This window comes from Mycolicibacterium sp. SMGY-1XX (assembly GCF_059132455.1).
Genome location: NZ_CP101139.1, coordinates 4,317,742 through 4,339,094, shown reverse-complemented (window position 1 = coordinate 4,339,094; position 21,353 = coordinate 4,317,742). Strand labels below are relative to the sequence as shown.

General features: G+C 67.1%; 22 protein-coding genes. 7 read left to right on the top strand and 15 right to left on the bottom strand.

The features are described 5' to 3' along the window. The first annotated feature begins 48 nt into the window (after positions 1-48). The 3 genes from NL241_RS20930 to NL241_RS20920 are packed head-to-tail and all read left to right on the top strand — an operon-like array spanning position 49 to position 4,441. Positions 49-471 carry an MmpS family transport accessory protein gene (locus NL241_RS20930; protein ID WP_487694892.1) on the top strand — a complete coding sequence of 141 codons (423 nt, stop codon included), beginning with the start codon at positions 49-51 and terminating at the stop codon, positions 469-471. Beyond that, on the top strand, positions 471-3,314 hold the full coding sequence (locus tag NL241_RS20925) for an MMPL/RND family transporter (protein WP_487694891.1): 2,844 nt from the start codon (positions 471-473) through the stop codon (positions 3,312-3,314). Before NL241_RS20930 ends, NL241_RS20925 begins: the two co-directional genes overlap by 1 nt. Continuing rightward, positions 3,311-4,441, top strand: coding sequence for a M24 family metallopeptidase (locus NL241_RS20920; protein WP_494394930.1), 1,131 nt, complete (start codon positions 3,311-3,313; stop codon positions 4,439-4,441). The genes NL241_RS20925 and NL241_RS20920 overlap by 4 nt, the downstream gene beginning before the upstream one ends. On the opposite strand, the gene NL241_RS20915 is transcribed toward NL241_RS20920, so the two are convergent. The 3 genes from NL241_RS20915 to NL241_RS20905 form a co-directional block, all read right to left on the bottom strand. Further along, positions 4,438-5,421, bottom strand: a complete 984-nt coding sequence (locus tag NL241_RS20915; RefSeq protein WP_494394929.1) for an NAD(P)H-quinone oxidoreductase — start codon at positions 5,419-5,421, stop codon at positions 4,438-4,440. The two genes, NL241_RS20920 and NL241_RS20915, sit on opposite strands and share 4 nt — an antisense overlap. Positions 5,422-5,431: 10 nt before the next feature. Further along, entirely contained in the window at positions 5,432-5,992 is a 561-nt protein-coding gene (locus NL241_RS20910; protein ID WP_494394928.1) for a hypothetical protein, read from the bottom strand. Between the two features lie 109 nt (positions 5,993-6,101). Then, the gene (locus tag NL241_RS20905; RefSeq protein WP_487694887.1) at positions 6,102-6,524 is read right to left on the bottom strand and encodes a F420-dependent biliverdin reductase; all 423 of its coding nucleotides are present in this window, start codon (positions 6,522-6,524) and stop codon (positions 6,102-6,104) included. A 29-nt stretch (positions 6,525-6,553) separates the two neighbouring features. Between NL241_RS20905 and dprE2 the strand changes: the two genes are divergently transcribed. After that, positions 6,554-7,297, top strand: coding sequence for a decaprenylphospho-beta-D-erythro-pentofuranosid-2-ulose 2-reductase (gene dprE2, locus NL241_RS20900; RefSeq protein ID WP_494394927.1), 744 nt, complete (start codon positions 6,554-6,556; stop codon positions 7,295-7,297). 99 nt (positions 7,298-7,396) lie between these two features. Continuing rightward, positions 7,397-7,927, top strand: a complete 531-nt coding sequence (locus NL241_RS20895) for a bifunctional cobalt-precorrin-7 (C(5))-methyltransferase/cobalt-precorrin-6B (C(15))-methyltransferase (RefSeq protein WP_494394926.1) — start codon at positions 7,397-7,399, stop codon at positions 7,925-7,927. On the opposite strand, the gene NL241_RS20890 is transcribed toward NL241_RS20895, so the two are convergent. Next, positions 7,899-8,414, bottom strand: a complete 516-nt coding sequence (locus tag NL241_RS20890) for a winged helix-turn-helix transcriptional regulator (protein ID WP_494394925.1) — start codon at positions 8,412-8,414, stop codon at positions 7,899-7,901. The two genes, NL241_RS20895 and NL241_RS20890, sit on opposite strands and share 29 nt — an antisense overlap. Positions 8,415-8,507: 93 nt before the next feature. On the opposite strand from NL241_RS20890, the gene NL241_RS20885 reads away from it, so the two are divergent. Together NL241_RS20885 and NL241_RS20880 are read left to right on the top strand one after the other, a co-directional pair. Continuing rightward, entirely contained in the window at positions 8,508-9,044 is a 537-nt protein-coding gene (locus NL241_RS20885; protein ID WP_494394924.1) for a DUF302 domain-containing protein, read from the top strand. After that, positions 9,041-9,988 carry a ketopantoate reductase family protein gene (locus NL241_RS20880; RefSeq protein ID WP_494394923.1) on the top strand — a complete coding sequence of 316 codons (948 nt, stop codon included), beginning with the start codon at positions 9,041-9,043 and terminating at the stop codon, positions 9,986-9,988. Before NL241_RS20885 ends, NL241_RS20880 begins: the two co-directional genes overlap by 4 nt. Here the strand turns inward: NL241_RS20880 and cobG are convergent. The 11 genes from cobG to NL241_RS20825 form a co-directional block, all read right to left on the bottom strand. Beyond that, positions 9,973-11,085, bottom strand: a complete 1,113-nt coding sequence (gene cobG / locus NL241_RS20875; RefSeq protein WP_494394922.1) for a precorrin-3B synthase — start codon at positions 11,083-11,085, stop codon at positions 9,973-9,975. The genes NL241_RS20880 and cobG overlap by 16 nt on opposite strands. A 16-nt stretch (positions 11,086-11,101) precedes the next feature. After that, complete coding sequence (locus tag NL241_RS20870; RefSeq protein ID WP_494394921.1) at positions 11,102-12,016, bottom strand: TauD/TfdA dioxygenase family protein; 915 nt, start codon at positions 12,014-12,016, stop codon at positions 11,102-11,104. A 63-nt stretch (positions 12,017-12,079) separates the two neighbouring features. Further along, positions 12,080-13,216, bottom strand: coding sequence for an LLM class flavin-dependent oxidoreductase (locus tag NL241_RS20865; RefSeq protein ID WP_494394920.1), 1,137 nt, complete (start codon positions 13,214-13,216; stop codon positions 12,080-12,082). 54 nt (positions 13,217-13,270) lie between these two features. After that, positions 13,271-14,116, bottom strand: a complete 846-nt coding sequence (locus NL241_RS20860) for a fumarylacetoacetate hydrolase family protein (protein WP_487694875.1) — start codon at positions 14,114-14,116, stop codon at positions 13,271-13,273. Positions 14,117-14,140: 24 nt separating this feature from the next. Further along, positions 14,141-14,929: an SDR family oxidoreductase gene (locus NL241_RS20855; RefSeq protein WP_487694874.1), complete on the bottom strand. Its 789-nt coding sequence runs from the start codon at positions 14,927-14,929 to the stop codon at positions 14,141-14,143. A 17-nt stretch (positions 14,930-14,946) separates the two neighbouring features. Beyond that, complete coding sequence (locus tag NL241_RS20850; RefSeq protein ID WP_494394919.1) at positions 14,947-15,837, bottom strand: dihydrodipicolinate synthase family protein; 891 nt, start codon at positions 15,835-15,837, stop codon at positions 14,947-14,949. A 3-nt stretch (positions 15,838-15,840) separates the two neighbouring features. Further along, a complete protein-coding gene (gene lhgO / locus NL241_RS20845) occupies positions 15,841-17,055 on the bottom strand; it encodes an L-2-hydroxyglutarate dehydrogenase (RefSeq protein WP_487694871.1) in 1,215 nt (404 codons plus the stop codon). After that, entirely contained in the window at positions 17,055-18,212 is a 1,158-nt protein-coding gene (locus NL241_RS20840) for a CaiB/BaiF CoA transferase family protein (protein ID WP_487694870.1), read from the bottom strand. The genes lhgO and NL241_RS20840 overlap by 1 nt, the downstream gene beginning before the upstream one ends. Then, complete coding sequence (locus NL241_RS20835; protein ID WP_487694869.1) at positions 18,212-19,774, bottom strand: tripartite tricarboxylate transporter permease; 1,563 nt, start codon at positions 19,772-19,774, stop codon at positions 18,212-18,214. Before NL241_RS20835 ends, NL241_RS20840 begins: the two co-directional genes overlap by 1 nt. A gap of 9 nt (positions 19,775-19,783) precedes the next feature. Continuing rightward, complete coding sequence (locus NL241_RS20830) at positions 19,784-20,356, bottom strand: tripartite tricarboxylate transporter TctB family protein (protein WP_494394918.1); 573 nt, start codon at positions 20,354-20,356, stop codon at positions 19,784-19,786. Next, entirely contained in the window at positions 20,353-21,333 is a 981-nt protein-coding gene (locus tag NL241_RS20825; protein ID WP_494394917.1) for a Bug family tripartite tricarboxylate transporter substrate binding protein, read from the bottom strand. Before NL241_RS20825 ends, NL241_RS20830 begins: the two co-directional genes overlap by 4 nt. Positions 21,334-21,353: the final 20 nt, after the last annotated feature.

Genomic DNA, 21,353 nt, shown 5'->3' with positions numbered 1-21,353 from the left:
CCGGCCCAGCGGCTCGAGTCCTCGGAGAAGGGAACTGCGATCGTCACCGTGCTCAAACGCGTGTGGCTGCCGCTGGTGTTGGTGGTGGTTCTCGCTCTCGGAGGATTCACCGTGTCACGGGTACGGGGGATCTTCGGCTCAGAACAGTTACCGACGTACGCCGGCAGCATGGTCGATGCCGGCACCAACTCCGACCCCAAACGGGTCACCTACGAGGTGTTCGGAAACCCCGGCGCCACCGCCGACATCAACTATCTGGACCCGGACGGCGAACCGGTGCAGGTCGACGGCGCGACGCTGCCCTGGTCGATCGAGCTCGAGACCAACGCGCCGTCCATGGCGGCCAACATCGTCGCCCAGGGCAGCTCCGACTACATCGGCTGCCGCATCACCTCTGACGGCAAGGTTCACGATGAGCGGAGCACCAGCGCTGTGAGCGCCTACGTCTATTGCCTGGCGAAGTCCACCTGATGCGTCGAGCGCAGCAGAATGTGAACGCCGAACCCACGGCGCTGGCACGCTGGATCAGGCGCCTGGCCGTCCCGATCGTGATCGGCTGGGTGGCGCTGGTCGCGGCCGTCGCGGTGCTGATCCCACCGCTGGAAACGGTGGCCGCCCAGAACTCGGTGCCGCTGAACCCCACTGACGCGCCGTCGCTGCAGGCGATGACCCAGATGGGCAAGGTGTTCGAGGAGTCCAACTCCGACAGCATCGCCCTGATAGTCCTCGAGGGCACCGAACCCCTCGGTGAGGATGCCCACGAGTACTACGACGGACTGATCGAGCGCTTGCGGGCTGACACCGCTCACGTCCAGAACGTCCAGGACTTCTGGGGCGACCCGCTGACCGAATCCGGCGCGCAGAGCACCGACGGCCGCGCCGCGTACGTGCAGTTGTTCCTCGCGGGCAACATGGGCGAGACGCTGGCCAACGAGTCCGTCGACGCGGTGCGCGCCGCCGTCGAAGCCGTCCCGCCGCCGGCCGGGGTCACCGTCCACGTCACCGGGCCCGCCGCGTTGCAGGCCGACCTGAACCACGCCGGCGAACGCACGGTCCTGCTGATCACCGTGGTGACCTTCTCGGTCATCATCGTGCTGCTGCTGTTCTTCTACCGCTCCATTGTCACCGTGGTGATCGGGCTCGTCGTCGTCGGAATCCAGCTCGCGGCGGCCAGCGGTGCGGTCGCGACGCTGGGCCATTTCCAGGTCATCGGATTGTCGACGTTCGCGGTGAACCTCGTGGTGGCGATGGCGATCGCGGCGGGAACCGATTACGTGGTGTTCCTGGTGGGGCGCTACCAAGAGGCGCGCGCGGCGGGCGCCGACCCCGAGGCTGCGTACTACGAGATGTTCCGCGGTACCGCCCATGTCATTGCGGGTTCCGCGCTGACCATCGCCGGTGCGGCGTTCTGCCTGAGCCTGACCCGGATGCCGTACTTCCAGAGTCTCGGTATCCCATGTGCGGTGGGCATGCTGGTCGCGGTCTCCGTCGCGCTGACCCTGGGCCCGGCCGTCATCACCATTGCCAGCCGGTTCGGTCTGTTGGAACCCAAGCGGGCCATGCGAATCCGGTTCTGGCGCCGCATCGGCACCTCCGTGGTGCGCTGGCCGGTGCCGATCCTGCTGGCCTCGCTGGCCGTGGCCCTGGTCGGTTTGGCGGCGCTGCCGTTCTACCAGCCCAGCTACGACGACAAGCAGTTCATTCCGCAGGACATTCCCTCCAACGAGGGCTATCTCGCCGCCGACGAGCATTTCTCGGCCGCCCGGATGAACCCCGACATCCTGTTGATCGAGGCCGACCACGATCTACGCAACTCGGCGGACTTCCTGGTGCTCGACAAGGTGGCCAAGGCCGTGTTCGCGGTGCAGGGGATCTCACGGGTGCAGGCCCCCACCCGGCCGCAGGGCACGCCGATCGAGAACACCTCGATTCCGTTCATGATCAGCATGCAGGGCGTCGGCATGGCACAGAACATGGAGTTCATGTTCGACCGGCTCGACGAGATGAAGGCTCAGGCCGAGGATCTGGGCAACACGATCCAGATCATGAAGAACATGCAGAGCATCATGACGCGCATGTCCGGGATCACCACCGACATGCTCATCGACGTCAACGATCTGCAGGACACGGCCAAGGAACTGCGCGACACCATGGCCAATTTCGACGACTTCTTCCGGCCCATCCGCAATTACTTCTACTGGGAACCGCACTGCTACAACATCCCGTTGTGCTGGTCGCTGCGTTCGGTTTTCGACAGCCTGGACGGGATCAGCGTGATCACCGATCAGATGGACCGGATGGTGCTCGGCTTCACCGACATGAACGCGCTGATGCCGGAGATGCTGGCGCAGTTCCCGCCCATGATCTCCACCATGGAGAACATGCAGCACATGATGCTGACCATGCACCAGACCATGTACGGCATGTACTCGGCCATGGACGAGGCCGGCGAGGGCGCCACCGAGATGGGCAAGGCCTTCGACGCGGCCAAGAACGATGACTCGTTCTACCTGCCGCCCGAGGTCTTCGACAATCCCGACTTCCGGCGCGCGATGGACCTGTTCGTCTCCCCGGACGGCAAATCGGTGCGGATGATCATCTCGCATCGCGGCGATCCCGCCACCCCCGAGGGACTGTCCCGGGTGGAACCCATCAAGGTCGCCGCGATCGAGGCCATCAAGGGCACCCCTCTGGAGGACGCCCGGGTGTCCTTGGGCGGCATGGCCGCCACCTACAAGGACCTGTCCGAGGGCTCCAAGTACGACCTGTTGATCGCCGGGATCGCCTCGGTGTGCCTGATCTTCGCCATCATGCTGTTGGTGACCAAGAGCCTGGTCGCGGCGATGGTGATCGTCGGAACGGTGCTGACGTCGCTGGGTGCCTCGTTCGGACTCTCAGTGGTGTTGTGGCAGTACATCATCGGGCTGCCACTGCACTGGATGGTGGTACCGATGGCGGTGATCGTGCTGCTGGCGGTCGGTGCCGACTACAACCTGATGATGGTGGCCCGGTTCAAAGAGGAGATACCGGGCGGGTTGAAGACGGGCATCATCCGCGCCATGGGCGGTACCGGCAGCGTCGTCACGATCGCCGGTGTGGTGTTCGCGTTCACCATGGCGTCGCTGGTGGTCAGCGATCTCAAGACCATCGGCCAGATGGGCACGATGATCGGCATCGGCCTGTTGTTCGACACCTTCGTGGTGCGCTCGTTCATGGTGCCGTCGATCGCCGCGCTGCTGGGCCGCTGGTTCTGGTGGCCACTCAATCCTCCGACCAGACCGGCGCGGGAGCGGCAAGCTAGCCTGACTGGATGAGCTCCAGTCGCTTCGCATCCACCGTCTACTCCGACCGGTTGCAGGCCGCCGCGGCGGCCGCGGGCCAGGCCGGGCTGGCCGGCCTGGTGATCACGCCGGGCTATGACCTGCGCTACCTGGCGGGTTCGCGCGCCGAGACGTTCGAGCGGCTGACCGCGCTGGTGATTCCGGCGGCGGGGGAGCCGACGGTGGTGGTGCCCCGGATGGAGCTGGCCTCACTCAAGGAATCCGCCGTCGTCGAGCTCGGGCTTGCGGTGCGCGACTGGGTGGACGGTGACGATCCGTACGCGCTGGTGGCGGAGGTCTTGGGCGAGGCTCCCGTGAAGGTCGCGGTCACCGACGCCATGCCCGCGCTGCACCTGCTGCCGCTGGCCGAGAAGTTCGGCGTGGTACCGGTACTGGCCACCGATGTCCTTCGCGCGCAGCGGATGATCAAGGACGCGAGCGAGATCGACGCCCTGCGCAAAGCGGGTGCGGCGATCGACCGGGTCCATGCCCGCGTACCGGAGTTCCTGGTGCCGGGCCGCACCGAAGCTGACGTCGCCGCCGACATCGAGAAAGCCATTCTGGCCGAAGGGCACTCGGCCGCGGCGTTCATCATCGTCGGCTCCGGCCCGAACGGCGCCGACCCGCACCACGAGGTCTCCGACCGCGAACTGCAGGCCGGCGACATCGTCGTCGTCGACATCGGTGGACCGTACGAGCCCGGCTACAACTCCGACTCCACCCGCACCTACAGCCTCGGGGAACCCAATCCGGAAGTCGCTCAACAATATTCGGTCCTGCAGCGCGCGCAGCGCAAAGCCGTGGACGCGGTGCGCCCCGGTGTCACGGCCGAACAGGTGGACGCCGCGGCCCGCGACGAGCTGGCCGAGGCCGGGCTGGCCGGGTACTTCGTACACCGCACCGGCCACGGAATCGGGCTGTCGGTACACGAAGAGCCATACATCGTCGCGGGCAACAGCCTTCCGCTGGAGCCGGGCATGGCGTTCAGCGTGGAACCCGGGATCTACTTCCCGGGTAAATGGGGTGCCCGCATCGAGGACATCGTGATCGTCACCGCCGACGGCGCCGAACCCCTCAACACCCGACCGCACGATCTGATCGTGGTGCCCGTCGAAGGTTAGGGGCGGTTGTCGAGAATCACCTTGCCCACGGTCTTCTTGGACTCCAGCAGCTGATGGGCGCGCCATGCCTCGGCCAGTGGGACCACCGTGTCCACCGGTACCCGCAGCGCTCCGGCCTCGTAGAGCGGTAGGACCTCGCTCCTGACCCGGGCGACGATGTCTGCTTTCTGGCCGGCCGGTCGCGCCCGCAGCATGGTGGCCGTGACACTGGCCCGTTTCGACATCAGCAGACCCAGATCCAACAGAGCCGGCGTGGTGGAGCCGCCGATGATCACCAGATGGCCGTCGGCGGCCAGGCATTCGACGTTGCGCCACAGGTAATCCGAACCCACCACGTCCAGGATCGCATCAACGCCGCGGCCGTCGGTGGCGGCCAGCGTCGCAGCGACAAAATCCTCCCTGCGGTAGTTGATCGCCGTCTGCGCGCCCAACTCCCGCCCGACCCGGGTCTTCTCGTCGCTGCCCGCCGTCGTGATGACCCGTGCCCCAATGGCTTTGGCCCACTGGATGGCGAAGGAACCGATACCGCCGCCGGCGCCGTGGATCAAGACGTTCTGGCCTGCGGTCAGTCCGGCGACCATACCGAGATTCGAATACACCGTGCACGCCACTTCCGGTATCGCCGCGGCCTCGAGCAGCGTCAACCCGGCGGGAACGCGCATCACCTGCGTGGCGAGCACCGCGACCTCGTCTGCGTAGCCCCCGCCGTCGAGCAGGGCGCACACCCGATCACCCGGTGACCAGGCGCTGACATCGGCTCCCGTTGCCGTGATGATGCCGGCGCACTCCAGTCCCAGCGGTCGCGGTGCACCCGCAGGCACCGGATAACGGCCGCGACGCTGCAGCAGGTCGGCGTTGTTGACACCGGCCGCGTGCACGCTGATCACCACCTCCTCGGGGCCGGGCACCAGCGGATCGACCGGACTCCAGCGCAAGACCTCTGGCTCACCGGGATGGTCGAACAGAACTGCGGAGGACATCATCAGCCCTTCAGGCGGCGCTGGAGGCGGAATGTGAGATCGCCCGTCGGGCAATGCTTTCGGCGTACAGGGGCGTCTCGACGGCGCAGTGGCGCCCCGATGCGTCCTGCCGCGCCGCGGCGGCCTCCTCGAATGTCTGGCCGTGCCGGCCGATGAAATCGAGGAAGTGCTCGGTGGGGTGCGACGTCACGGTGTTGGTGTAACGGCAGTGCTCGCCGTCGAGCCGCTCCATCTTCAGTTCCCAGACCACCTGTGTCGACGTCCACCCGTGGGGTGTCAACACATCGGAGAGGGAGACCATCTTGCAGTAGTGCGGATCGGCGACCTCGAAGCGGTACTGCTGTACCACCAGGCCGGTACCGATCATCTCCACGTTGATCGACATCGGGGTGCCGTCGTCGTCCGTCGTGTAGCCGGCCGCCTTGTGATCTCCGGGCGCGCAGCGCTGATATTCGTGTGTGGGAAGGGTTTTCAGCCAGTCGGCGATGTCCACATCGTTGAAACGAACTTCTACGTCCGCGGTGAATTCGGCATGGGAGAGAATCAGATCTTCGCGAACTCTGGTGGTCATCGACTGCTCCTTGGTGAAGTGGCCTCGGGTGCGGTGTGGCCTTGCGCAGTCGATGGTGCCGTGCAGACAACGGCGCTGCTACGCCGCTAGCGGCACTCAAGAAGTGGTGCTAGCCCCCACCCGAGCGGTCCAGCAGGTCGGAGCTGCCCAGCACGCGTTCGATGTGAACCTCGATGACCACTCGGCGTGGGTTGACCCGCGGGGTGCGGTAGCGCTGGGCGTAGCGCAGTTCGGCATCGCGCACCGATTCGGCGTCGGTGAGCACGCTGGCCCGGCCCTCCAACGACAGCCAGCGAGCGCCGTCGACCTGGCTCAGTACCGCCACACCACCGCGTTCGGCGTTGACCGCCTTCTGGGTGCCACCGGAGGTGATGACGCGGGCGATGTGGGTTTTGGGGTCGAAGGTGAATCCGACCGCTACCACATGCGGGGAGCCGTCGGCCCGCAATGTGGTCAGCATGGCGAGGTGGCGCTCGGTCAGAAAAGCCAGCGCGTCGTTGGTCAGCCGGGTCGTTGCGTTCGCCATCGGCACCCACGCTAGCGCAGGACATAATCGCTGGTGTGGAGGACACGGGTGTGGTGGTGATTTTCGGGGGACGCAGCGAGATCGGTACCGAGCTCGCGCTGCGGTTGGCACGCGGAAACGCCGTGGTGCTGACCACCCGCGGTGGTCACGTTCTGGATGCGCAGGTGTCCGCGCTGACGGCGGCAGGCGCGCAGTCCGTGCACGTGTTGGCGTTCGACGCCGACGATCTCGGTAGCCACCGCCGCATCCTCGACGAGATCGTCGCCGAGCACGGACCCATCGGCACCGCGGTGGTGGCGTTCGGCATCCTCGGTGATCAGGCCCGCGCGGAGACCGACGCCGACCATGCGGTGGCCATCGTGCACACCGACTACGTGGCCCAGGTGAGTCTGCTGACCCACCTTGCCGACCGGATGCGGGCCGCCGCCCGTGGGCGGATCGTGGTGTTCTCCTCGATCGCCGGTAACCGGGTGCGCCGGGCCAACTACGTGTACGGCTCGGCGAAGGCGGGACTCGACGGGTTCGCAGGAGGGCTGGCCGACGCGCTGCACGGCAGTGGGGTGCACCTGTTGATCGTGCGGCCCGGGTTCGTGATCGGCCGGATGACCGAGGGGATGGATCCTGCGCCGCTGTCCAGCACGCCGCCGCAAGTGGCGGAAACGGCCGCTCGCGCTCTGGCGAAAGGCAAGCGGTCGGTGTGGGTGCCGGGCTCCTTGGCGGTGCTTGCCTTCGTGATGCGGTTGCTGCCGCAGTCGGTCTGGCGCAGGATGCCCAGATGAGCACCAGGCGGGTGGTGATCCTCGGTATCGGGGCCGACGGGATGGCCGGGCTCGGCCAAACCTCACGCACCGAGCTGGCAGGGGCGAAGGTCGTTTTCGGTGCACATCAGCACCCAGTCCATCCGCGCCATCACCGTGGCCGCTCTGGCGCCGAAACCCGGCGAGTTGCTGTGGGACGTCGGTGCCGGCGCCGGCAGCATGGCGATCGAATGGTGTCGTGGCGCGCCACGGTGTCAGGCCATTGCCTTCGAGAAGGATGAGGTGCGCCGGCAGCGGATCATCGACAACGCCCTCAGGCACGGCGTCGACATCGAAGTGCGCGGCGAGGCGCCCCGAGCGTTCAGGGAGGCGACCCTGAGTGAAAGTGGCGTCGACGGCGTGCAGAGACCGACGGCGATCTTCGTCGACGGCGGCGCCGTCGGGTACATGCTGCTGACCAGGAGCTTCGAGAATCTGCGGTCCGGCGGCAGGCTGGTCGCCAACGCCGACACCACCGCAGGTGAGGTCGCACTCTTGTCGTTGCACTCCCGCCTCGGCGGACGGCTGCGTCGTTTTCAGCACTCGGAAGGCGACACCACCCGCTGGCGCACCGAAGTGCCGATCACTCAGTGGGTGGTGCAGAAACCCTGACCGGCTCGAGCATCCGGTGTGGTTGCTGCAAAGCGATACTCACCGGGTCGTCGCGGCGCACCCGCGTTTTTCGGGGTGCCACCGTGATCAGGTCGGCGACCTGGGGGCGTTCCCCGCACTCCTTGCACACGCCGCCAACCACGCGTCCACCGCAGTCGACGTGCTCGAACGCGCGGCGGTAGTCGGCATCCAGGTAGTGCCGGCCACCCCAGTTGCCCAGCGCGTCGAGCACCGGCCACAGCGCCAGGCCCTTGTCGGTGAGCGCATACTCCCCGTCCTCGGAGGTCAGTACTTCCTCCTGTGTCAGCCGGGAAAGGCGCTGAGACAGCACGGCTTTGGGGATTCCCAGGTGAACTTGGAAGTCGCTGAACCGGCGCACGCCGTAGAACGCGTCACGCAGGATCAGCAGCGTCCACCGCTCGCCGACGATCTCCAGTGACCGGGCGATCGGGCAGTTCTCGGTGGTGTATTCGCGGGGGAGAGCCACATCTCCATTGTGACACCTTGCGGGTTCATTGACTGAACCATATTCTGGCCATGAGGTGGTTCATTCACTGAACCATGACATTGGAGGTGCACCATGGACGCTGCCGAAATCAACACCACCGACCACGTCATGACTCGGGTTGATGTCGCGACGGGAATTCCCTACGACGAATTCCGGGCCGCTTTCGAGCGGGCAGCGCCGGCCTTCGATCCCGGCCCGTTCCAGTGCATCGCCGACGTGGGCGGTTCCTGGCCCGATGTGGAGGCGGCGGTGGCGGAGATGGCACCGCATCAACTGATGGTGTACGCGACGATCGACGCGTCGCCTCTGTTGGCCCTGGCCGGACATCGGACCAGAGCTGTGGAGTACCTGTTGGGCAATCACGTCATTGCCGAGAGCATGTTCCGCCACGATCCGCACGCGCTGCTGTACGCACCACTGCGGGTGCTGGTGTACAGCGATGACGCCGGGAACGCGGTCTGGAGTATGGACAGGCCCAGTGATGCCTTCGGCAGCCTCGGTCATGACGACATCACCGCGGTAGGTCGTGGCCTCGACGCCAAAGTGGTTGCGCTACTGCGGGCGCTCGGCGTGGACGCCGCAGACGGTTTCGCCGGTCAGCCGGCATGAGAACCCTGGTCGTCGGGGCGGGTGCCACCGGCGGATACCTTGCCGCGCTGCTGAGCGCCGGCGGTCGTGATGTGACGCTGCTGGTGCGCGACACCACCCGCGGCGTCGCACTGCGGGACGGATCCACCGTCACCGGTGTGCAGATCCCGTCGCTCACCCGCGACCAGCTTCGCTTCCCGTTCGACATCGTGGTGCTCGCGGTGCGCAGCGATGCCGTCGCCGACACCATCGGCGACATCATTCCCGCGGTGGCAGAGCACACGCGCGTGCTGGCGTTGACCAACGGCCTGCGGCATATCGACTGTCTCACCCAGGCTTTCGGTGACGTCCGTACGGTAGGTGCCGCCGCTCGGATGGCGACATCGCTGGCGTCGGACGGGATCGTCGACGTCATCAGCCCCGGTGTCGAGCTGCAGCTCGGAACGCTCGACGATGCACCGCCGGAGTCGTTGTCGCCGTTGGTATCCGAGTTCACGGTCCCTGGTGTGGACGTCGGCGTGGTCGACCACATCCGAGACGCGCTGTGGGTGAAGTTCATGTTCATCACCTCCACCGCGGTGCTCACGTGCCTGGCGCGCGGCGCCATCGGCGACGTCGTATCCGCGCCGGGCGGTCCTGCCGTCGCCGAGCGGATTCTGCGCGAGGTCGGCGCTGTCGCCGCAGCCGACGGTGGGCCGGACATTCCGGCAGCGTTGCGCGACACACTCACCGATCCGGCCTCGCGTTTCGGGCCGTCGATGTACCGCGACCTGATGGCCGGTCGCCCCGTCGAGGTCGCTGTGGTGCGCGAGCTGGCGCAGCGGGCCGAGCGGCACGGCATCGACACCCCGGTGCTGACCGCTGCCGTGGTGGGCCTCGAAGTGCACAACAGCCGGATCGGACGGGGCAGCTTCTCCGACTGCCGGGCCGGCTTCGCGGAAGCACCCGATCAGCGGGTGCGGTAACCGTCGCCGGTGGCCACCAGCACCTGTCCGGTCGACGGGCTGCCGCAGGCCCGTTCACAGCCCACGTAGTGGTGGTGTCCACTGCCCAACTCGCCCGACTCGACGGCCGCGGTCGCATCGGCACGCACGTCGGCGGCGGAGCGTTCACAGCCTGGGCTGCCCACACACGCGCTGACATCCAGCCACGGCGAGTTTGCGTCGAACACCAGCCCTTGTGGCGCGAGCACGCGCAGCGAGACGTCCGCGATCTCCTCGGACAGGTCACACACCAGCAGCGAGCGCCACGGCGTGATCACGATCGGTGCGGAAATGGCCGCCAGGTACTCCGCGGTCCGCGACGGCAACACCCCGAGCGGCACGCCCGCGCCGAGTGCGATCCGGCCGTCACGCTGCCCGAGCCACCCGATGGGGCCCTTGGTCTGTGCGGGCCAGCTCCGGCCGGGTTCGGCGTCGACGGCCAAACCCCGCAGCAGCTCCCCGGTATCGGCCAATTCACTGACCCGCCAACTGTTTTCCCTGATCTCGACGAACCGGCGCGCCACCGTGATGAGGGTGCGGATCACCTGCTCGGGGCGCAGCCGCACCCCGGTGTCGGTGCCCGACAGCAGCAAAGCGACGGTCTGCTCGTCGAGGACGTGGGCGCCGACGTCGGCGTGCAGCCCGGACACGTCAGCGCTGCCGTCGTCGAGGCTGAACCAGAACCGCCCGGGCAGTCCGGCCAGCGCCGGGTCGGCGCAGACAGCGGCATCGAGCTCGCTGACCCATGCCCGCACGTCGAGCAGGCCCCCGATGCGCCCAGACAGTGGCGAGGCCACGATATTGCGCACCCGCTCGTGGGTGGGTGACGGCAGCAGGCCCGCCTCGGACACGGCGGCGGCCACCGGTGCGGTGTCGGCGATACCACGCAGCTGCACGCTGCCGCGTGAGGTCAGCTCCAGAGCCGCCGAGCCGTGTTCAGCCGCGGCGTGCGCCAGAGCTTCCAGCTGACCGGCGTGCAGCATACCGCCGGGCAGCCGGATTCGGATCAGGGCGCCGTCGGCGGCCTGGTGCACCTGGAGGGCGCCTGGGCAGGCGTCCTGCTCACGTTCTCGGGCCACCCGTCCACGATAAAGGTCAGGCAGGAACCGCCTGCAGAATCGGCGAGTAGTGCGACGCGTCACCGGCGATGACCCGGCTGGGCTGACCGAAGACGTCGACGGGCACATCACCGGACAGCGTGACCCGGTTCAGCCTGCGGTACTGGTCGTCGTAGTCGGAGACCGCGTAGTGCTGGGTGGCGCGGTTGTCCCAGATGGCGAGGTCGCCGAGCCGCCAGTTCCACCGCACCGTGTTCTCCAACCGGGTGACCCGCGCCTGGAGCAGATCGAACAGCGCCCGCGACTCGGCCGAGCCCAGGCCGACGAACCGCTTCACGAAGTGGCCCAGCACCAGCACCCGGCGCCCGGTCTCGGGATGTACCCGCACCACCGGATGCTCGGTCTCGAAGTAGGTGGATTCGAACTCCTCGCGGTATTCGCGGGTGGAGTCGGGCACCGTCTCGTCGATGTCGGAGGGGTGTTCGGCGGCATAGTCGTACTGGTTGGTGTGCACGGCCCAGAGGTTCTCCGCCAGGGCCCGCAGCGGGGTGGGCAGTTGCTCGTAGGCGGTTTCGGTGTTGGCCCACACCGTGGTGCCGCCGTACTCGGGCAGGGTGACCGCCCGCAGCAGGGACGCTTTGGGAATGCGGTCGACGAAGGTGACGTCGGTGTGCCAGCTGTTGGCTTTGTCGTAACGCGAATCGATGGGAAGTACCTGGTGGCCGCGCGAGGTCACGGTCGGATGGGCGATGGTGGGGGTGCCGAGCAGTCGCGCGAACGCCAGCTGACCGTCGTTGTCCAGGTGATGCTGATCGCGGAAGAAGATCACCTTGTGCTCGAGCAGCGCCGCGTTGACCGCGGCCACGGTGTCGGCGTCCAGGTCACCCGAGAGGGTGATGCCGTCGATCTGAGCACCGATGTGCGCACCGAGTTTCTTGATGTCCAAAGCCATGCGCGCGATGCTGGCCTTGTCGGGTTCGGCTGTCCACCGTTTGAATACGCCAGATTGAAACTCTCACAGCGTGCGCAGACCACGCAGGATCCGCTGAAAAGGCACCATCGCGGCCATGCCGCGCCGGAGGCTGGGCTGGAGTGCGCTCATATCGCACACCACCATGTGCTGCACGCCGTGATCACGCCACACCCGTGCCTGCTCGAGCACGTCCTCGGGGCGGCCGGTCAGCAGCACCGACTGCATCAGCGCCGAGGGCACCGTGGCGAGGTACTTCAACACCGTCGCCTCGTCGAGGATCTGTGGAATCAGGTCTTGCGCACCCCCGAAATCGTCGCCCATCGGGTGGCTGGCACCGTGCTCGGTCCACACCGCCGCGGGAATGTTGAGCGCGAAGGTCTTCAAAGCCGTCGACTCCAACGCCTCGTTCACCTGTTCGCGGCTGCGACCGGTGACCACGAACAGCCACACCGCGGCGGTGATGGCTTGCGGGTCGCGTCCCGCGTTTTCCGCGGCGGATCTGACCTTCTCCAGTCCGGTCGCGTATTTCCGGGGGTCGACGATCATCCCGGGAAACCAGGCGTTGGCGTAGCGGCCGGTGGCCCGCAGCATCCGGGGTCCATGGGAGGCGATCCAGATCTCGGGCCGGCTCCCCTTGTAGGGCGGCAGATCGAAAACGGCATTGTGCAGGGGGAAGAACTCCGAGTCCCGGGTAACGAGCTCTCCGCCCGAATTCCACAGCGCCCGAATGGTGGCCAGTGCTTCTTCGAACCGGGCCACCGGCCGCGACCAGTCGACGCCGTAGGGTTCGTTGCCCTCGCGCTCACCGGTGCCGATTCCCAGAATCGCGCGACCTTTGGTCAGCAGATCCAGCGTGGCCGCCGCTTGCGCGGTGACGGCCGGATTCCGGCGGCCGGTATCGGTGACGCCGGTTCCGAGCCGGATGCGGGATCGCCGGTGCCGCGCGGCGAGGTGTCCCAGCACCGTCCAGGGTTCCAGGCAGGCGTCGATCTTGGGAACCAGCCGAGCCGCGCCGCTGTACTGACTCGTCATCACGGACCGCGGTACCAGCGCGTTCAGATGATCCGGTACCCAGAAGGAGTCCACCCGCGCTGCTGCCGCGGCGCGGTAAGGACCCTCGACAAACGGCGTCGGCCCGAACCGGGTGTTGACCGGGAGCGCACCGACGCCGACCTTCATGGTGGAAGCGTCACACGAACCGCCGCACCCCCGTGGCGTAGTGGACTACCCCATTCACGCCACCGGGTTGGTGAGCTCGGCCAGCCCGTCGCCCAGCTCGCAGCGCACGGTGTCACCGGGCACGATGCCCACCGCACCCGGCGTGCCGGTGGACAGGATGTCGCCGGGGTAGAACGGCATCACCTGGCTGTGGAAGCTGAGCAGTTCGGCGGGGGAGAACGTCATCCCGGACACCGTGTCTTTACGGTGCACGGCGCCGTTGTGAATGGTGCTGACCTGCAAGTCTTCCAACGGGCCGTGCGACAGCAATTCATCGAGGGTGATCAGGTCGGGCCCGAACGAGAAGAACGTCGGATAGTTCTTCACCCGGGTCAGGTACCGCGGGTTCTCCAGCAGGATGCCCTCGGCGGTCTGGTCCAGGACCGGTACCACACCCGCTACGTACTCCATCGCCTCCTCGACGCCCACCTGGTAGCAGGTGCGCCCGATCACCAACCCCAGTTCGGCTTCGGCAGTGACCTTCCCGATGTTCGGGGGAACGACGATCGGTTCACCGGGGCCGACGATGGTGTGGTCACCTTTGAGGAACGACGCGGGCGTGGTGCGGGGCGCGGTCTCTCCGAGGTCGCCGGCATGTGCGCCGTAGTTCAACCCGATGCCGAAGATCTTGCGCGGGCTGCGCCACGGTGCCAGGACCGGTGCATTCGGGTCGACGCAGTGGCTGTCGTCGACGCCGGCGTTCACAGCGGTGGCCAACTCGCCGATCCGGCCGGTTTCCAACAGCGACATCAAATCGCTGGGCCCACCGGCCAGGACCTGATCGACCCGGGCGAGGCGGCCGTCGGGCAACGAGATGCAGGCGGTCGGTTGCCCGGCCACCTCCACAGTACGGAGACGCATGAAACTCCTTGGGTGAGTGTGTGTTCAGACGATGCTGCGGATCAGTCCGCCGTCGACGCGGACGACGGACCCGGTGATGTAGGAGGCACGGTCGCTGCACAGGAAGGCAGCGACATCGGCGTACTCGTCGGGACGGCCGTACCGGCCCAACGCCATGGTGGCCGCGCTGTCGCGGGCCACCTCCTCGATGCTGCGGTTCTCCCGGCCGGCCCGCTTCTCGTCGAGGAAGCGGGTGCGGTCGGTGGCGATACGGCCGGGCACGATCACATTGCTGGTGATGCCGTCCTTTCCGACCTCCTCGGCCAGTGTCTTCGACCACGCGTGCAGGCTCGCGCGCAGGGTGTTGGACAGGCCCAGGTTGGGGATGGGGGTCAGGGCCCCCGACGACGTCGACGTCAGGACGCGGCCCCAATGACGTTCGCGCATACCGGGAATCACCCGGTCGGTGAGCGCGATGACGGACAGGATCATCTGTTCGAAACTGGTCCGCCATGTCGCGGTGTCCTGGCCGGCCACCGGGGTAGGGGGCGGGCCGCCGGTGTTGTTCACCAGGATGTCGACGCCACCGAGTTCTTGTTCCACCGTGGACACCACGGCGTCCACCCGGTCGAGGTCGCCGAGATCCCACACCACGGGTAGTGCCTTGCCGCCTCCTGCTTCGACGCGAGAGACGGTGGCGGCCAATCCCTCACTGGACCGGCCGGCCACCGCCACCTGGGCGCCTTCCTGAGCCAGCCGCTCCGCGATGGCGGAGCCGAGGCCGCCGCTGGCGCCGAGCACCAGGGCGGTCCGTCCGGTGATACCGAGATCCATGTTTGGCTGTTCTCTCTCTATCGGGCTGTGTAGGTGGGCAGGGTGGCCAGGTGCTGGTCGAGCATCGGCACCAGCGACGCCGGCAATGTGCGGGCGGGTTTACGGACCCGGCTCGAGGCGATGACACCGCGGCGGCGCAGCACCTCCTTACGGATCGCCAAGCCCACCTTGAGTTGGCCTTCGAAATTGGCCAGTGGCAGCCATGGCGCGAAAACCTCACGGGCGGCGACGAATCCACCGTCGCGGTAGGCGCGCAGCACTGCCGCCAGTACCGCCGGATGGCTGAAGCCCGTCATCGCACCCGCCGAGCCTGCCGCCAGTTCGTCGAGCAGACCCACCCCGCCCAGGCCGCCGAACACCGGCACGCCGACGCGCGGGGCGAGGTGGGCGATGGCGACCGACGTCGGCGGCGTCTCGGCTTTCACGCCCACCGCGAATGGGCAGGCCTGGACCAGCGCCACCACCTGCTCGTCGGACACCGACACCCCGGACACCACCGGATAGTCCTGGATCAGGATGCCCACCCCCGTCGCGTCATACAGGCGCCGCAACGATTCGGCGGCCACCGCAGGGTTGGCGTCGGGAATCTGCGCCATCAGGGCCACCGGCGGCCGCGAAGTCACCGCCAGCAGTCGTTGCGCCTGCCGCACAACGCCGTCGGGGTCACGTTCGGACAACCCCAGCACGAACGGCAGATCCGAGTCTCCTGCCACCGTGCGTGCCACCGCGTCGGCTTCCTCGTCGCTCAACGACGCCGCCTCACCGAACACCCCGAGCGCCACCACACCGTCGCAGCCGTCGGCCGCGAACGATCTCAGTTCACTCCGGAACGACTCCAGGTCAACGGCGAGCCCGTCGTCGAACGGGGTGGCCAGTACGCCCCACAGACCGGGAAACAAAGCGCTCACGTCTCAGATCTCCGATGCGTCGATGGTGGAGACAACGTGCTCGGCGATGGCCAGCGCTGAGGTGGCCGCCGGGGACGGGGCATTGCGCAGCACGACGATCCGGTCCCGGATGCTGATCCGGAAATCGTCGACCAGGCCGCCGTCGGCGTCGAGCGCCTGGGCGCGGATACCGGCGGGACCGGGCACCACGTCGTCGTCCTCGATGTCCGGGACGTACGCGCGGGCCGCCGCGACGAACCGCTTTTTGCTCAGCGATCCGTACATCTCACGGATTCCGGTGCGCCAGTGCACTTTCGCGAAACGCCAGAACGCCGGCGTGCGGGCCACTCCGGCGAGGTCCTTGGGCGAAACGGTACGCCAGTTGTAGCCCTCCCGGGCCAGCGCCAGCACCGCATTGGGCCCGATGTGCACCTGCCCGTCGACCCGTGGCGTGACGTGCACACCGAGGAACGGATACCGCGGATCGGGCACCGGATACACCAGGCCGTTGACCAGGTGCCGCTTCTCGGGTTTGAGCGCCCAGTACTCGCCGCGGAACGGCATGATCACCGGATCGGGTCCGTCGCCGGCCAATTCGGCCAGCCGGTCACTTTGCAGACCGCCGCACGCCACCACCTGGTCGAACGCGTTCTCCGAGGTGCCACCGTCGGTGCGGGCGGTCACCACCACCTCCGAACCGGCGGGGCGCAGCCCGATGACTTCATGCCCGAGCAGGATCTTGGCGCCCGCTGCCGAGGCGTCCACCGCCAGCGCCTGGGTCACCTGGGCGTAGTCGACGATCGAGGTGGACGGCGAATGCAGAGCGGCCACACCGCGGACGTGGGGCTCGATCTCACGGAGTTCGTCGGGCCCGATGGTGCGGATCCCCGGAACGCCGTTGGCGATCGCCCGCTCCTCGATGTCGGCAAGCCGGCCGCGTTCCACCTCGTTGAGCGCCACCAGCACCTTGCCGCAGGCGATGTTGGGGATGTCGCGCTCGGCGCAGAACTCCTCGAGCAGCCCGACACCGCGACGGCACAGCAGTGCCTTGGCCGAACCCGGTACGTAATAGAGCCCGGCGTGCACGACGCCGCTGTTGCGTCCGGTCTGGTGTGCGGCGAGGCGGTCCTCCTTCTCGAAGACGGTCACTTCGGCGTCGGGATGACGGTTGAGGATCTCGCGGGCGATCGCGATCCCGACAATTCCGCCACCGACGACGGCCACCCGATTACTGGTCATCAAAACCCCTGTGCATGAGCGTATTCAGAAAAGACCTCGTCCTGGTGTGCACCCAGACCCGGAGGTGCCTCGCGGCGCGGCTCGCGATGTTCCGACAGGTTCAGCGGGGAACCGGGCACGTCCAGATCGCCCAGCGTCGGATGCGGCAACGTCAACACCATCGAATCACGGACGTGCTGCCAGTCATACACCTCGGGGATGGTGCGGATGCGGCCCGCCGGCACACCCGCGGCGTCGAGGGCGGCGAGCACCTCGTCGGCGGAGCGGTCGGCCAGCAGGTCGTCGATTTCCTTCTGCAGCGCCTCGGCCCGGGCCACCCGGTCGATGTTGGTGGCGATATCGGCGCGGTCGGGGTCCAGGCCCACGATCGGGGCGAACCGCTTCCACAGCGACTCCGAGCCGACGGCGATGACGATATCTGCGTCGCCACAACCGAACACACCGTACGGCGCGATCGACGGATGCCGGTTGCCTGTCATCACCGGCTCGACACCGGCGGCCAGCCAGCCGACGCCGTGGAAAACGTGCACACCCACGACGGCGGCCAACAGCGAGGTGTCGATGTGCTGGCCACGACCGGTGTTCTCGCGGTCGCGCAGCGCGGTCACCACACCGAAAGCACCGAACATGCCGGCCAGGATGTCGGCGATCGGCAGGCCCACCCGGTTCGGCGGGCTGCCCGGTTGACCGGTCAGCGTCATCAGACCGCCTTCGGCCTGCACGATCTGGTCGAAGCCGGGCCGTTTGCCGTCTTTGCCACCGCTACCGAAGCCGGTGATCGACAGGGTGATCAGCCGCGGATTGAGCTCGCGCAGCTGCTCGAGTCCCAAACCGAGCCGGTCCAGTACCCCCGGCCGGTAGTTCTCCACCAGAACGTCGGCCTGGCTGACCAGCCAGCGCAGCTTGTCGGCGCCGTCGTCGGACTTCAGGTCCAACACCACCGACCGCTTGTTGCGGTTGGCGCTCATGAAGTACGCCGACTCGCGGTGGCCGTCGCGCTCGACATAGGGCAGCCAGCCGCGGCTGTCGTCACCGCCGGGTGGTTCCACCTTCACCACGTCGGCGCCGGCATCGGCGAGCATCATGGTGGCGTACGGTCCGGCGAGCGCCCGGCTGAGGTCGACCACGCGAACGTCGGCCAGCGGTCTTCTGCTCATCAGACGGACTCCTTCTCTTTCTCGGCTGCGGCTTGGGCCCGCTTCTTGTACGAGATCATCTGCAGCGCACTGTTTGTCGCGTTTCTCAGCGGTGTCTTGATCACCGGGATCAGGAACAGGAACACGATGAAGCACAGGATGCCCACCGAGGTGCCGCGCTCCACGAACACACCCAGGCTGCCACCGGAGATCACCATGGTCTGGCGCAGCGTCTCTTCGGCCAGCGGGCCGAGAACCAGCGCGATCACCAGGGCTGCGGGAGACAATCCGTAGATCCGCATGAAGAACCCGAGAACACCGCACACCAGCATGATCTGGACGTCGAGCAGGCTCTTGTTGACCGCGAAGGTGCCCAGCACACACAGCAGCAGGACAATCGGACCCAGCACCCGGAACGGCACGCGGGCGATGCTCGCGAAACCGGGGATGCAGAACACGTTGACCAGCAGCAGCATGATGTTACCCAGGAACATGCTGGCGATCAGGCCCCAGGCGAACTCCGGGTTCTGCGTCATCAGCAGCGGACCGGGCTGCAGGCCCCACATCAGGAAGCCGCCGAGCAGCACCGCGGTGGCACCGCCGCCGGGGATGCCGAGTGTCAGCAGCGGCACCATGGCGCCCGAGGAGGCCGCGTTGTTGGCGGCTTCCGGGCCCACCAGACCGGGCATGGCACCCTTGCCGAACTTCTCCGGTGTCTTGGATACCGACTTCTCGACGTTGTAGGCCATCAGCGAGGCGATGGTGGCGCCGGCGCCGGGTGTGACGCCCACCCCGAATCCGAGGAACGAACCGCGCAGGGCCGGGCCGGTGGACTCCTTGAAATCCTTCTTGTTGGGCCAGAATCCGCGACTGCGTGCGGAGACTCCGAAGAAGTCCAGCTTCTCCAGGTGCCCGCCACGCCACAGCGTGTGCAGCACTTCACCGACGGCGAACAGGCCGATGGCCACCGGGATGAAGTCGATGCCGTTGATCAGGTTGACCGACCCGAAGGTGTAGCGCTGCTCTCCGCCACCGATGTCGATGCCGACGGTGCCGATCGCGAAACCGATGAGCGCCGACAGTGCCCCGAGGAGTTTGTTGCCCTTGAGGATCACGATGACGGTCAGCAGGCCGGCCATCACGATGAGGAAGTACTCCGGCGGCCCGAAGGTCTTGGCGAACTCCGCGGTGATCGGTGCGGCGAACGACAGCAGGACCGCGCCGATGGTGCCCGCGACGAACGAGGCGATGGCCGCCATCACCAGAGCGGGCCCGGCCCGCCCCTGCTTGGCCAGCGGATACCCGTCGAATGTGCTTGCCACGGTCGCGGATTCACCCGGAGTGTTGATCAGCACGGAGGTGATGGTGCCGCCGTACATCGAGCCGTAGTAGACCGCGGCCAGCATCACGATGGCTCCGGTGGGATCCAGTCCGAAGGTGACCGGCAACAGGATCGCCAGGCCGGCCGACGGTCCCACACCGGGGATCACGCCGACCACCATGCCGATGAGCACACCGCCGGCGAGCAGAAGCAGGTTCTGCAGCGTCAGGATCGCATAGATCCCATCCAACAATTGACCCATGAAAGTTCCTTAGCCGATCGGCAGAATGCCCTGTGGCAGACCGACATTGAGTCCGGTCTGGAAGGCGAGGTAGAGAAGGACGGGGACGGCCACCGCGATGATCACCGAGCGGATGCGATGTTCGGGATCCAGGAACCACAGCGTCGCCGCGAGGAACAGGATGCCGGACAGCGCGGCGCCCAGCACGCCGAACAGGCCGACGAACACCGCGGCGGCGACGACGAACGCGGCCAGCGTGACCGGGTGGCGGCCCAGATCAGGTTCGGCGGCTTCCTCGGCCGCCTCCACCGCGTCGACCTCTTTCTTCTCCTTCGGTTTGGCCAGGACTTCGGTGATCAGCGCCAGGACGGTCACCGCGATGGCGACACCGCCGAGGATGCGGGGGAAGAAGCCGGGGCCGATCCGACCGGCCGCCGTGCGCCACTCCATGCCCATGGCCTGTTCGGTGTAGAACGCGAACGCCAGGAGGATGATGCCGAGGAAAGCCAGCTTCGGCCAGTTCACCTCCCGCTTCGGCTTCGCGGCGGCCACGCTCATTGCCGGCACCGGGCCGGAGGTGGCCGCATGAGATGTTGTGGTCACAGCGCCCCCTGCTCCTTGAGCGTCTCTTCGAATTCGTTGGTGGTCTCTTCGAGGTACTTGGTGAAGTCGTCGCCCCACTTGAGGTCCTCGGTGAGGTAGTTGTCGGCCAGGAAGGTCTGCCATTCCTCTGACTTGACCACTTCCTGCATGGTCTTGATCCACCAGTCCTTGGCGTAGTCGGGCACTTCGGGCGGCAGGATCAGCCCGCGCGGCATGGACGGCAGATCGGTGATGCCCTTCTCCTCACCGGTCGGCACGTCCGGCAGCGCTTCGAGGCGCTCGTTGCCGGTGAACAGCACTGGCTGCATGTCACCGGATTCGACCTGACCCAAAATGGATCCGGGGTTGGAGATCATCGCGTCGAGCGCACCGGAGAGCAGCGAGGTCTGGACCTGGCCCTCTTCGTTGTAGGGCACGTACTCGATCTCGTAGCCGGCGTGCTCGGCAATCAGCGACTGCAGGATGAAATCGACGTTGACGGTGCCGATTCCGCCGACCACCACGGTTCCCTTGTTCTTGGCGTAGTCGACCCAGTCTTCATAGGTCTCGATGTTGTTGCTGCCGTTGACCAGAAGCAGTGCGTCGTCGGTGGCCAGCAGACCCACGTGGGTGAAGCTCTCGTAGGTCCAGCCCGGGTCGGCCTGCAGGGGAGTGGTGAGGAACGAGCCCGACGTGGTCGAGACGTTGTAGGGGTTGCCCTTCTGCGACAGCAGGTAGCCCCAGCCGGTGGCGCCGCTGCCGCCTTCGCGGTTCTCGACGGCGATGTCGTTGGGGTAGAGGCCGCCTTCCTGGATGATCTTCACCAGTTGGCGGGCCATCAGGTCGTTGCCGCCGCCGGGACCGAAGGCGACGGTCCAGTCGAGCGTCTCCGACGGGTAGTCCTCGGCGGAGCCGGTGTTGGTGGACCCGCCGCTACAGGCCGGTACCACGAGCGCCACAGCGGATACCGCCGCAGCCAGAGCGATTCTCAGTCGCATGATGTCTCCTCGTTGAGTCA